Source organism: Chryseotalea sanaruensis, assembly GCF_003990915.1.
In the GTDB taxonomy this organism is placed as follows: Bacteria; Bacteroidota; Bacteroidia; order Cytophagales; family Cyclobacteriaceae; genus Chryseotalea; species Chryseotalea sanaruensis.
Genome location: NZ_BHXQ01000008.1, coordinates 229,129 through 241,958 on the forward strand (window position 1 = coordinate 229,129; position 12,830 = coordinate 241,958).

Here is a 12,830-nt window from a genome sequence, read left to right on the forward strand (position 1 = left end):
GATTAAGCAGTTATTGTATTTTTTGGTTTAACAGTTGTGCTCTTTGTTTCTATTCCTTCTAAAATTCTTCTGATGTTATTTGCCTCAGTCATGGTTTTATGCAATTGTACTGAATCTCTTTTCAGTAAATGATATTGAAAGCGTTGCAAGTGAATAATATATTCCTGCAAAGCCTGACTTAAATATTCCATGTTTTGTTCAAAGATGGGTGCCCACATATCAGGAGAACTCTTTGCCAAGCGAACAGTAGAGGCAAAACCACTACCTGCCAGCATGGCAATATTCTTTTCGTCCTTTTCAATGTCCAGCACTGTGTGTCCTAACAAAAAAGCGCTTACGTGCGAAAGGTGTGATACATAAGCCACATGTTTATCATGTTCATCTGCTTCCATAAAAATTGTATTCATGCCTAAAGCATCAAATACCTGCATGGCTTTATTCATGGCCTGCTCAGAAGACTTATTCCCTTCGCAAATAATATTAGTCTTACCCTCAAACAAGCCTGAGAAAGCTGCTGAAGGTCCAGAGTTTTCAGTACCAGCAATGGGATGGGCAGCTACAAACTGATTTCGTCTGCTGTGAGATTGTACTGCTTTGCAAATACTTCCTTTAGTTGATCCCGCATCAATTACAATAGTTTTATCTGAAATTAAATCTAATACACGAGGCAGCAATCGCGTAAGTACATTCACCGGTATAGCCAGTATCACTACATCGGTGTCCACTAACATTCCTTCCAGGTGACCTATCCTATCAACCAAATTTAATCGCAATGCTTCGTTAGCATTTGCTTGGTTGGCATCTACTCCGCAAAGCATCGATGCAACTCCTGCTTTGCGAAGATCAATCGCAATAGATCCTCCTATTAATCCTAACCCTATAATTGTAGTCCTCATATAACTGCCGTTAAAACTTTCTCAACTGATTTATCTTGCTGAAAAAGCTGAATCCTAGTCAATGCTTCTTTCAATTTTTCCTCTGTAGCACAAAGTGATATTCTAATGAAGCGTTCACCGTTCGATCCAAAAATAAATCCAGGTGTAATAAATACTTTGGCTTCATAAAGTATCTTGTCTACAAATGCCTCTACCCCATGAACTGTGTTAGGCACTTTTGCCCAAACAAACAATCCTGATTGATTTGAAGAGAATGCACATCCAAGCTGCTTTAATATTTGTTCTGCAAGCACTTTACGTTTCGCGTAGGTTGCATTGAGTTGTTTAAACCAATCATCTCCCAGGCGTAGCGCTTCAGCAGCGGCTAATTGCAGTGGCAAAAACATGCCAGAGTCCATATTGCTTTTAACACGAAGTACAGCATCGATATAAGTTTGTTTACCTGCTACCCAGCCTATGCGCCAACCGGCCATATTATGCGATTTACTAATTGAGTTCAACTCCAGTACAACTTCTTCTGCACCCGGCATAGACAAAATGCTAAAGGGCTCATCATTCAGTATTAAGCTGTATGGGTTATCATTTATCAATAAGAAATTTTTCTCCTTTGCTAAGGCGACCAACTCAATAATATCTTCACGCATGGCCCTGGTACCGGTAGGCATGTGTGGGTAGTTAAGCCACATTAGTTTTACTTTAGATAAATCGCGCTGACGTAGTGTTCCGATATCGATTCGCCAGTCATTGGCTTCATCTAAATCATAGCTTACCAATTTTGCTCCAACCAATTTTGAAACTGAAGAATATGTGGGGTATCCGGGGTTAGGGATCAATATTTCATCTCCCTCATTTACAAAAGCCATACTCACATGCATTATTCCTTCCTTCGAACCCATCAGTGGCAATATCTCTGTCTCTGCATTTAAGGTAACACCATACATACGCTCGTGAAAAGCAGCTATAGCCTGCCGTAAAACAGGCGCACCCTTGTAATTTTGATAACCATGGTTTGAAGCATTCTCCGCAGCCTTTGTTAAGGCTGCAATCACTGCTGGTGCAGGAGGCATATCCGGACTACCAATACCTAAATTGATAATCGGGAAATTCACAGAATCCAAACTTCTTACTTCTGCGAGTTTTTTGCTGAAATAGTACTCCTCAACTTGTTCAATTCGTTTAGCGCTTGCAATCATATGATTAATTAATTTCAATCTTCCCTTTTTTGTACTCTCCCAACACATTCAGGTTCCCCACATGTTTCGATACCTGCTTGATACTCTTTTCAAATCCACTTCTGTCTCTCCATTCCACATCAACATGAAATAAATACTCTTGTGGCCGGCCTATAATTGGAATCGATTGTATCTTTGTAAGGTTGAGTTGATTCTTTTTAAAATTTGTTAAGATATCTGCCAAACTTCCTATTGAATGAGAAACCTCAAAATAAAGTGAAGCCTTATTACCCAACTCTGCTACTGGCTGTTTGCGTGTAAGCACGAGAAATCTCGTGAAGTTTTTCTTATGCGTTTCTATTCTGCGTTTCAAAATCTGAAGCCCAAATTTTTTAGCTGCAAATTCATTGGCAATGGCAGCAACATTTTTGCGTTGCAGTTCCATTACATGTCTGGCGGATAAGGCTGTATCTTCACTCTCTACAATTGTTACATTGTTTAAGCTATGAAGGAATTCCGAGCATTGCCTGATCGCCATCGGGTGCGACTCAATCAATGTCAGATCAGTTAATTCAACACCTGGTAATGCCAACAAATGCATGTGGATAGGCACGTACAACTCCCCCACTATGCTAAAGTGATATTCCTGGAGCAGAAAGTAGTTGGGTAGTATGCTGCCAGCGATCGAATTCTCAATGGCCATCACAGCAAAATCCGTCTCCTCCTTTTTCAAGCTTTCACATAAGGCATGAAAGGATAGACACTCAACTGTCTTAATACCTTTACCAAAATAGGTATGCGCAGCCACCTCATGAAAGCAGGTGGCAATTCCCTGTATCGCAACGCTTATTTCTTTAATTCGCTTCATCTCAAAATCATATAAAAACAAAAAGTCCCGGTTTTGCCGGGACTTTTCCTGAGTTGTTAATTGTATCTTTAAGATTATACAAATATTACCCTATCAGTCCCGAAGAGGAGCGATAAAAAAAGTAATAAAAGTAAAATCGATTGTTTTTCATAAGTATGCACGCAATAAGCGCCATCCGATTAATAATTCCAAACACTCATTGAAAAATATTTTAACTAATAAGCGTTAGTCTGACTAAAATCAATTGCGATACCCCGCCCGCAGCCTTACCTTTACAAGAAAAACGATATGAAATGGCTACTTCAATTCTTTGCACTTTGAATCATCATGTAAGCCATTCCATAAGACCTTAAACAAAAACTATAGACATATGAAACACTTGTTTTTTTTCTTCGCAGTCTCTGTTTTAATTGTAAACCAGGGTTGTAATAACAAGGCAGAACATGATCATCATGAAACTGAAGTTTCCTCAGATGCAAACGGTGCACTTTATGATGAGGTAATGAAAATTCATGATGAGGTAATGCCCAAAATGAACGACCTCTATAAAACGAAAGAAGCGTTAAAAAAGCAGATTGCGGACACGCCAAACATTACTGAAGAAAAGCGTAAGGAATTGGAGGATAAGATCAGTAAAATTGAAGCCGCCAGCAAAAGTATGATGGTTTGGATGAGAGAATTTAACCCGCCAGCTGACAGTTTGGGTGACGTAGTTGTAAAAGAATACCTTGAAGACCAGTTAGAAACGGTAAAAAAAGTTAAAGAGAATATTCTTGAAGTAATGCCCGCTGAAAAAAATTAGTAATATTAATCGATGATAACTTAACAGCCCTTTCGGGCTGTTTTTGTTTGCATTCGTTTGCATTACCTTTGCAACCTTATTAAATGACTATGGAAATTAAGAATATACCCCTTAACGATTTACACACTCAACTTGGTGGCAAAATGGTGCCTTTTGCGGGCTACAACATGCCTGTGCGTTATTCTTCTGATATTGAAGAACACATGGCTGTACGCAATAGTGTGGGTGTCTTTGATGTCTCTCACATGGGGGAGTTCACTCTAAAAGGCCCAAATGCATTGGATCTCATTCAGCGTGTAACCAGCAATGATGCCTCAAAGCTTATTGATGGTCAGGCGCAATATTCTTGTCTTCCTAACGAAACAGGAGGCATCATCGATGACTTGATCGTTTATAAAATAAAAGACAACGATTACCTACTGGTAGTTAACGCTTCCAATATTGATAAAGACTGGAATTGGATAAGTAAATTCAATACAAAAGGCGCTGAGATGAAAAACATCTCGGATGACATCTGCCTATTTGCTGTGCAAGGTCCTAAAGGAGTGGCTACACTACAAAAATTAACAAGCACCGATTTAAGTACCATTAAATACTATCACTTTACTATTGGTGAATTAGCGGGCGTAAAAGATGTTATTCTATCCAACACAGGCTATACAGGTGCAGGTGGCTTTGAAGTGTATGTGCATAAATCCTCAGCAGAATTAATCTGGAAAAAAATATTTGAAGCCGGTGCAGAATTCAATATCAAACCCATTGGACTTGGTGCGAGAGATACCCTACGTCTCGAAATGGGCTTCTGCTTGTACGGAAATGATATCGATGATACGACATCACCTATTGAAGCAGGCCTTGGCTGGATTACTAAATTCACCAAAGACTTTACAAACTCAGCCGCCATTAAGCAACAAAAAGAAGCTGGTGTAAAACGTAAACTGGTTGGCTTTAAAATGATAGATAAGGGTATTCCACGCCACGATTATCCCATTAAAGATGCTGCTGGAAATATTATAGGAAAAGTTACTTCTGGTACACAATCACCGATGCTAAGCATTGGTATTGGTTTGGGTTATGTAACAACAGAAAACGCAAGTCCGGGAACAGATATATTTATAGAAGTACGTGGAAAGGCGTTAAAAGCACAGGTGCAAAAACTTCCTCTTGTCTAAACTTTGATTTATTTGACTGGTGTGATTTTCATGATTTACGAATAATGATTAAGTCCGAGTATAAATACTCTGATTTGACAGGGAAGATCATTGGATGTGCTATGGAGGTACATAAGGAACTTGGTAATGGGTTTCAAGAAGTACTTTATCAACGCGCTTTAGCAAATGACTTTGAAATGCAGCAAATTGGATTTGCCCAAGAATTTGAAATGCAAGTCCACTATAAACAAAAGCATATTGGAACGAGAAGAGTAGATTTCCTTGTTGAAAATATAATAAGTGTTGAGTTAAAAGCAGTTACTAACCTTGAGCCAGTTCACCTGAACCAAGCATTAAATTACTTGGAGGCCTACAACTTGAAAGTCGGCCTACTTATCAACTTTGGCAAACCTAGCCTTGAATTCCACAGATTGCATAACAAGAAATTCACTCCATCAGTAAAATCAGATTAATCATAAAAATCATGATAAAGACAATTGACGTTTGCCTGAGTCCGGATCTCATGCATCTTTATACAGTAAGCGATAAAACGGTTGTTGTAGTCGATATTTTACGCGCCACCTCTTGCATGACTACGGCTTTTGCCCATGGCATCAATACCATTAAGCCTTTCGCCAAACTGGATGATTGTCTGGCAATGAAGTCACATGGCTATTTTACAGCATGTGAACGCGATGGAAAAAAAGTAGAAGGTGTTGACTTAGGTAATTCTCCCTTTGAATACATGGATGAAAATCTTAAGGGACAAAATATAGCCTTCACCACCACAAATGGCACACAAGCCATTGCGAAAGCGGATGGTGCTAAGGAAATCATTATCGGCTCATTTCTAAATCTCTCTACTGTTGCCAATTATTTACGTGGGAGTGAAAACAATGTCTTAGTTGTTTGTGCTGGCTGGAAAGGAAAAGTAAACCTGGAGGATACACTTTTTGCAGGTGCGCTTGTTGAACTATTAAAAGACAATATAGAACCCGATTGTGATACTCCGTTAATGGCACAACATCTTTACAATCAGGCCAAACATGACATGGTCGGCTTTTTGCAAAACTCGAGTCATGTGAAGCGACTGGCAAGGCTTAACATACACAAGGATATTGCCTTCTGCCTTACGCCTGATCAATACAATGTACTTCCCATATTACAAAACGGACTACTAAAGCCTTTTCAGCGTTAAATCTCCCATAAAAGTATTCGGTATTGATCAGTCTGTTTAGCGATTAATTACTATGTCGTTAATGAAATCATAGAAATACCTATATTCAGGTTCTTGAATATAGTTTTATAGAATCTTGATCAGATCATCCACTTCTGAATACTTTGCTATGCGATTATCAAAATACTTATTCGTGTCTTTCCTTTTTGTCACACTGAAATCTTGTTCACCTGCCGAGCCTGACTCTTTTACGCAGCCTCCAGCCTGGGCGAAAGATGCGGTCTGGTATCAGATTTTTGCTGAACGTTTTCATAATGGAGACACTACCAATGATCAAAAACCAGTGGATATGGCCACACCCTATCTCAATAGTTATCCACCCGAAGGTTGGCGTACCAGCGATTGGACTAGTGACTGGTATGCGCAGGAGGATTGGGCAAAACAGCCCGGTAAAAATTTCAACGAACAACTTCAGTACAGAAGATATGGTGGAGATTTACAAGGCGTATTAGTAAAGCTAGATTATTTGCAAGAACTGGGCATCAATGCCATCTTCTTTAATCCTCTGAATGATGCTTCATCTTTACATAAATACGATGCACGAAATTACCATCACATTGATGTAAACTTTGGCCCAGATCCCGAAGGAGACAAAGCCGTTATTGCAAAAGAAAATCCTAATGATCCTGCTACGTGGCAATGGACAGCAGCCGATAAACTTTTTCTGCAAATTGTTGAAGAAGCACACAAACGCAATATCAGAGTAGTCATGGATTATTCGTGGAATCATACCGGTACTACTTTCTGGGCATGGCAGGACGTTGTGAAAAATCAGGAAAAATCTCAGTTTAAAGATTGGTATAACATCACCGCTTTTGATAATCCCGCAACACCTGAAAACGAATTTAAATACGAAGGTTGGTTAAATATTAGCTCATTGCCTGAGATCAAAAAAGTAAACATAACTACAGAGCGAATAATTGGAAATCCCTATGAAGGCAACATCAATCAGGGTGCAAAAGATCACATCCTGGCAGTAACAAAACGCTGGCTTTCCCCTGATGGCGATACAAGCAAAGGCATTGATGGATTCCGTTTGGACGTTGCAGACCACGTGGGTTTAGGATTCTGGCGAGATTATAGAAAACTTGTCAGAGTTATTCAGCCAAATGCCTATTTGGTTGGTGAGATATGGTTTCAAAAATGGCCAGATCAATTAATGGATCCTGCCCCTTACACCCAAGGTGATGTTTTTGATGCGGTGATGTTCTACCAGGTTTATCGTCCTGCGCGTTACTTCTTTGCTAAAACTGACTATCCAATAGATGCCAAACAATTTAAAGACAGTCTCGAGTTTCAATGGAATAGATTGAACAAGCCCAATCTATATGCGATGATGAACGTAGCCTCAAGTCATGATGCGCCACGCTTATTATCCGATTTCTATAATGGAAATAAATATAAGTTCCGTGCCTCTCCGCACGATGATCCAAATTACAAAACAGGAAAACCCGATAAGGAGACTTATGCGCGATTGAGGCTATACCTGATTCACGCTTACACATCTATTGGTGCGCCCCACATTTGGAACGGAGAAGAAATGGGTATGTGGGGTGGCGATGATCCCCACCCGAGAAAACCTCTAATGTGGAAAGAATTTACATTTAAGCCAGAGCGCAGAAATAATTTCCAGCCAGATAGCTCAGATGAAAAAGATAGCGTTCAATTCAACCAAGAGCATTTTGATTTTTATAAAAAACTAATTTCGCTAAGAAAGAATAACTCCGTACTCACCGCAGGAGAAATTGAATTTCTCTTGGCCGAGGGTAAGACGCTCGTCTACAAACGTTTCACTGACACAGAAGAGATTTTTGTGCTCCTGAATACCGATAACACAGCGCATGAGCTCAGTATTCTTAAACCAGGTACATACACAGATTTACTCACCAATCAACTTGTACAATCAGATAAAATCACGATGGATGCATTAAGCGGAATGGTTTTAAAAAGAAATAATTAAGATCGAAATAGAGATAAATTAAAAGCTGCATCCATCATCGTAGTTTTTGATTGTTGGTGTGTCTGTCTTTATCCCGCTGCGTTTTCTTTTCAATATTTTTTTTAAGCGCTGTTGTTAAATCAACACCAGTCTGATTCGCTAAACACATTAAAACCCATAGCACATCGGCCATCTCATCACCAAGGTCTTTATCCTTGTCCGATTCCTTTTCAGACTGCTCCCCATATCGCCTGGCAATTATTCGCGCCAACTCACCTACCTCTTCTGTTAGAATAGCCATATTAGTAAGCTCATTGAAATAACGAACACCATAGGTTTTTATCCATGCGTCTACTTGTTCCTGAGCCTCTTTTATCGTGATATCATTCATACCTATTAGCCCTTATTAATTAAATAATCTTCAACACTATTCCGCCCTTCTATTACTTACGTCTAATGTCTTAAGTCTCACTACTTATGTCTACTCCAACTCCTCAAAATCGATATCCAACACATCAAACTTTTGCCAACCTATAAAATCAAAATGCCACCACTCCGATGAGTTTACCTTAAAGCCATGCTTAGCCATTACACTAATAATCAAATCACGATTCTTTTTTACTTCAGCATCCTTAACAATTGTCGATGGCCAAGCCTCCTTCTTAAACGAATCATACTCAGTAGGCATTTTCAAATTCTTACCAGTCTTCAAATCAACAAGTGTCATATCAATGGCACAGCCACGATTATGTCTTGATCCCTTGTAAGGTGAAGCTACATAAGTTGTGTCTTTATATACTTCATAAAATTTAACTGTAGCTGAATAAGGCCTGTACGCATCAAAAACTTTAATACCTACTCCATAAGCAGCAAAACTCTCTTGTGCCTTTTTCAGAGCCTCAGCAACAGGTTTGCGCGCATAAGCTTTTGTCTGTTTGTAAATAATCTCCTTCGTAAAATTATTAGCCGTGGCATAACGAATATCCAGCATAATTCCGGGAACAAAAGAGGCAAGATCAATCAATTCATTCGCAGAATTCTTCGCAATACTTTTTTGATAGTCCGCCAGCATTGTTGGATTAAGACCATACTTATAACGCTGACTCCAGCCTGTTGATACTATCAATAGCATCAACGTGGTTCCGTATAATATTTTTCTTACCAAAATCATCAAACCTTATTTTTTGTATCTATAACAATAGTAACTGGTCCATCATTTAATAAATCCACCTTCATATCAGCACCAAAAATACCAGTCCCAATTTTTTTTCCTAATTCATTTTCAACAGCAGATACAAAATTCTCATATAACGGCACTGCTACAGGTGGCTTAGCGGCTTTGATGTATGATGGCCTGTTTCCTTTTTTTGTACTTGCATGCAAAGTAAACTGACTTACAACAATGACATCACCAGTTACATCCTTTACACTCAAATTCATCACACCCTCAGCATCATTAAAAATACGCATAGCCACAATCTTTGCAGCAAGCCAACTAATATCTTCTTCTGTATCGGCATCTTCAACACCTACCAATACCAAAAGCCCCATGCCTATTTCTGAATGCTTAGTGCCCCCGATAGTTACTGATGCGCGACTAACACGCTGAATAACAGCTATCATTTTTCAACATATTTATAATCGGTAGGTAGCATTTCGGCTATTTTCTCGGACCACCCCAAATATCCCCCCATAAAAACAGTGCGAACATCTTCGTAATACCCATTCGGATATATCTTCAACTCACTACCCATAAAGTGAACAGTTGATTCTTGAAATCGCTGCGGTGCTCTTCTTTTATCAAGAACGTACAGTACATCTTCTCTTTCTTTATACAATACTTTCAATCTTCCCTTAAACTGAATAATGTTTGTACTACCTGGCCTTAGTAAATCAGCTGCCGTTTTAATAGCTCTTCCTATACTATCAATTTTCTCAGGCAATGAACGCATTCTCAAATAATATGAGAGACTGTCACTTAAACCTGATCCATTTACAGCAACATTATTATCACCTACACGTCTAACTACCTTCTCTTTCCCAGCATTATTCTGCAAATTCGCAGTTCGCCAATACCTAATTCTTTCATCAAGAAATTGTTGTGGTAGTCTTTCAGGATTCGCTATCTCATGAAGTTCAAACAATTGAAACTTACTGTTTTCTAATTCCTGTTGATAAATTAACCGAACAAGGTGAGCAAACGATCCTTCATATGCTTTTCTTCTTTCATTCTCCCATTTTTTTAATTGTAGATTATTTTTAGGTCTCAGTTCTTCAAAACGAGGAATACCCAAATATTGCATTCGACTATACTTGTAATCGAGTGTAAAATCAATTAACTGGTAGTTTACCAGATATCCTAATGCTTTATTTTCCACCACAAGCTCTTTCTTTGCATGTGCCACTAAAACCTTATCTCCAGAATCGAAAAACAGGTGAAGATCCCTGCTGTTAAGTATAGCGACTTTAGCAGCGTTAGCAGTAGTTCCAATAAAATTTTCTTTGAAAGTCAAAAAATTCTGCTTCCATTGGGCTGTGTCTGCTTTTACTAATATTTCAGATAGCTGAACTAACTCTTGCGCCAGTGCCACCTCTAGTTTAAAAGTTGATTCACTAAAATCAAATGAATACTGCTGCGTTTTATAACCGACAAATGAAATGGTAAGATCGTATTTACCTGAAGGAAATCCTGAAAGAATAAATTCACCCTTACTATCAGTGCTCGTACCTATCGAAGTATTAGCAAAGAATACATTTACATAAGGAAGAGGTTCGTGAGAAAGAGAATCCCTGACCACCCCTGCAATACTGTTAACTTGTGCTTGTCCGTAAAGACAGGCCGAACAAAAAAATATCAATATTGCCGCTTGCAATCTCATTCCATTTTACGCATGGCATCAGACTCATAAACAATCATCCCTGGCTTATTCAACTTAGCTGCTGTCAACATAGCCATTGCTACACTACGCGCTTCAATGGCTTTGTACTTAGCCGGAATAATAAAACCAAAAACCTTGTAGAAAATCTTAGCAGCATCCTCTCCATTTCTCTGCTCACTCCTGCTACCTAATAATAGCGATGGCCTGAACACCTTAAATGATTGATAATTTAGCGTCTCAATTGCGTGCTCAATTTCGCCCTTAACTTTATTGTAAAAAATAGATGACTTTTCATTTGCTCCCAGTGCAGACACCAACAAATATTGTTCCGCTCCTGCTGCCTTGGCTAACCTAGCTATTTCTAATGGATAAGTGTAGTCCACTTTTTTAAAAGCATCCTTCGATCCTGCAACACGCATCGTGGTCCCCAAACAACAAAAAATATCTTGCGCAACAATGTCGTTATAATATTCCGTTAACCTGTCGAAATCAACAACATGATTTTGATACTTAGCATTATCAATCGAAAGCGGTTTACGCGTTAGCACAACTACTTTTCCATATACCGAGTCCGACAAAAGCAAGTCCAACAACTCCCCTCCTACTAAACCACTTGCTCCGACTAAAAGTGCTGTTCTCATGCTGACCTAATGTTAAAAAGCCTGCTGAATTTCCTTCTTCAATTCCGATATTGCAAGGGCTATCGGATCTACCGATTTACTCATAGCCCTTTCCATAATTCGCTTCGACAAATCAATGGTGGTTCCTTCTGAAGGCACATCCGTTATTGCATCATTGATGGTCATAATCAGATCCTCTTTTGCGTTACGCACCAAATCCCACACCACTTCCGACATAAAAATCTGTTGCGATACGTTGTGATTATACTCATCACGAATTTCATTCAACAAAATCTGTTGAAATTCTTTTGCAGGCAATCCCGGCACAGCCAGTCTAAGTAACAAATTATTAGGACTTATTCTTTCTAAAAATAATGCCATTCGTTCATATGCTTGTAATCGTAAGGGCAAAGTTGTCTCAATACTTCTTGAGCGTATTTCAAGTTTCTTCAAATCTATCTCCCTTGCTATAAATGATCTCACCAGCAAATAAGCTGCGTACAAAACGATAGAAGCGGGAACAATAATTTTTATAAGCTCAACAAGTGCGTCCATAGAATTATTTAATCTTAATTTACGTTTCAAGTTAGGAATTAAACTGCTTACCGCGTACCATGTTCAACAACTTTCAGCCAATAAGCATAACCACCAAAGCAGCCATTGAAATTAAGAAAATCATGGCCACAAAGGGTATACCTGCAGAATATGGTTTGCGTGTAGGGGTACGGGGTGGTGGCTGCGGGGTATCACTCATGGTCGGCTTCGACAAAAAGAAAGAAAGCGACTCACAATTTATCATCAACGACATCCCTGTATATATCGATAAAAAGCACACCATGTATCTCATTGGCAAACAAGTTGATTTTGTAGAGACAGAGCAAGGCCGTGGCTTCTCGTTCATCGAACAACCAACATCCTGATTATATTATTTTGGCGTCCTGCCTGTCTTAATGCAATTAGAGTAGCTAGCAAAATGAGTTTATCGGCAGTCACCGGGCTGTCCGTTTCAAGTCCGCCCACTGCACAAGACCTTGCGCACTTCGGGCTTTCCACCTAATTTATCCCGACACATCGGGATCCCTGGCCGGAAGTTGCGTGTTTAATTAAACAATCTTGTTTCTTAAATAACCGGTGCAGCTCCTATATACTGTCTTCTTTCTACTACCTTCAATATTCTGTATTCTCTTTATTCAGATGGGCCTAAAAACAAAAAATCCTGATCACTTACGTAATCAGGATTCTTGTGTTAAAAATAGGCAACGACTT

The 12,830-nt window shown here is 39.1% G+C and carries 15 protein-coding genes; 6 read left to right on the top strand and 9 right to left on the bottom strand.

The window, feature by feature from the left end; all coding sequences use genetic code 11:
* Positions 1-2: 2 nt before the first annotated feature.
* From SanaruYs_RS19495 to SanaruYs_RS19505, 3 genes are read right to left on the bottom strand one after another with little or no spacing between them, the layout of a single operon-like run.
* Entirely contained in the window at positions 3-896 is an 894-nt protein-coding gene (locus SanaruYs_RS19495; RefSeq protein ID WP_127124294.1) for a prephenate dehydrogenase, read from the bottom strand.
* Entirely contained in the window at positions 893-2,089 is a 1,197-nt protein-coding gene (locus SanaruYs_RS19500; RefSeq protein ID WP_127124295.1) for a pyridoxal phosphate-dependent aminotransferase, read from the bottom strand. Before SanaruYs_RS19500 ends, SanaruYs_RS19495 begins: the two co-directional genes overlap by 4 nt.
* 4 nt (positions 2,090-2,093) lie before the next feature.
* Positions 2,094-2,936: a prephenate dehydratase gene (locus tag SanaruYs_RS19505; protein ID WP_127124296.1), complete on the bottom strand. Its 843-nt coding sequence runs from the start codon at positions 2,934-2,936 to the stop codon at positions 2,094-2,096.
* Between the two features lie 370 nt (positions 2,937-3,306).
* Between SanaruYs_RS19505 and SanaruYs_RS19510 the strand changes: the two genes are divergently transcribed.
* The 5 genes from SanaruYs_RS19510 to SanaruYs_RS19530 all read left to right on the top strand — a co-directional run bounded on the left by SanaruYs_RS19510 (position 3,307) and on the right by SanaruYs_RS19530 (position 8,086).
* Positions 3,307-3,738: a hypothetical protein gene (locus SanaruYs_RS19510; RefSeq protein ID WP_127124297.1), complete on the top strand. Its 432-nt coding sequence runs from the start codon at positions 3,307-3,309 to the stop codon at positions 3,736-3,738.
* A gap of 83 nt (positions 3,739-3,821) precedes the next feature.
* The gene (gene gcvT, locus SanaruYs_RS19515; RefSeq protein ID WP_174842782.1) at positions 3,822-4,910 is read left to right on the top strand and encodes a glycine cleavage system aminomethyltransferase GcvT; all 1,089 of its coding nucleotides are present in this window, start codon (positions 3,822-3,824) and stop codon (positions 4,908-4,910) included.
* A 44-nt stretch (positions 4,911-4,954) separates the two neighbouring features.
* Positions 4,955-5,362 (top strand): GxxExxY protein, encoded by a 408-nt coding sequence (locus SanaruYs_RS19520; RefSeq protein ID WP_127124298.1) that lies wholly within the window; start codon positions 4,955-4,957, stop codon positions 5,360-5,362.
* Between the two features lie 11 nt (positions 5,363-5,373).
* Positions 5,374-6,087, top strand: coding sequence for a 2-phosphosulfolactate phosphatase (locus SanaruYs_RS19525; RefSeq protein ID WP_306307944.1), 714 nt, complete (start codon positions 5,374-5,376; stop codon positions 6,085-6,087).
* Between the two features lie 148 nt (positions 6,088-6,235).
* Positions 6,236-8,086 carry an alpha-amylase family glycosyl hydrolase gene (locus SanaruYs_RS19530; protein ID WP_127124299.1) on the top strand — a complete coding sequence of 617 codons (1,851 nt, stop codon included), beginning with the start codon at positions 6,236-6,238 and terminating at the stop codon, positions 8,084-8,086.
* A 34-nt stretch (positions 8,087-8,120) separates the two neighbouring features.
* Here the strand turns inward: SanaruYs_RS19530 and SanaruYs_RS19535 are convergent, their stop codons facing one another.
* From SanaruYs_RS19535 to SanaruYs_RS19560, 6 genes are all read right to left on the bottom strand, one after another.
* Positions 8,121-8,447 carry a nucleotide pyrophosphohydrolase gene (locus tag SanaruYs_RS19535; RefSeq protein ID WP_218022487.1) on the bottom strand — a complete coding sequence of 109 codons (327 nt, stop codon included), beginning with the start codon at positions 8,445-8,447 and terminating at the stop codon, positions 8,121-8,123.
* Positions 8,448-8,546: 99 nt separating this feature from the next.
* Positions 8,547-9,236: a M15 family metallopeptidase gene (locus SanaruYs_RS19540; protein WP_218022484.1), complete on the bottom strand. Its 690-nt coding sequence runs from the start codon at positions 9,234-9,236 to the stop codon at positions 8,547-8,549.
* Positions 9,236-9,688: a D-aminoacyl-tRNA deacylase gene (dtd, locus tag SanaruYs_RS19545; protein WP_127124301.1), complete on the bottom strand. Its 453-nt coding sequence runs from the start codon at positions 9,686-9,688 to the stop codon at positions 9,236-9,238. The genes SanaruYs_RS19540 and dtd overlap by 1 nt, the downstream gene beginning before the upstream one ends.
* The gene (locus SanaruYs_RS19550; protein WP_127124302.1) at positions 9,685-10,944 is read right to left on the bottom strand and encodes a carboxypeptidase-like regulatory domain-containing protein; all 1,260 of its coding nucleotides are present in this window, start codon (positions 10,942-10,944) and stop codon (positions 9,685-9,687) included. Before SanaruYs_RS19550 ends, dtd begins: the two co-directional genes overlap by 4 nt.
* Complete coding sequence (locus SanaruYs_RS19555) at positions 10,941-11,585, bottom strand: Rossmann-fold NAD(P)-binding domain-containing protein (RefSeq protein WP_127124303.1); 645 nt, start codon at positions 11,583-11,585, stop codon at positions 10,941-10,943. The genes SanaruYs_RS19550 and SanaruYs_RS19555 overlap by 4 nt, the downstream gene beginning before the upstream one ends.
* 12 nt (positions 11,586-11,597) lie before the next feature.
* Positions 11,598-12,119 (bottom strand): DUF7935 family protein, encoded by a 522-nt coding sequence (locus tag SanaruYs_RS19560; protein WP_127124304.1) that lies wholly within the window; start codon positions 12,117-12,119, stop codon positions 11,598-11,600.
* 59 nt (positions 12,120-12,178) lie between these two features.
* Here SanaruYs_RS19560 and SanaruYs_RS19565 point away from each other — a divergent pair, with 59 nt between their 5' ends.
* Entirely contained in the window at positions 12,179-12,484 is a 306-nt protein-coding gene (locus SanaruYs_RS19565; RefSeq protein ID WP_127124305.1) for a HesB/IscA family protein, read from the top strand.
* Positions 12,485-12,830: the final 346 nt, after the last annotated feature.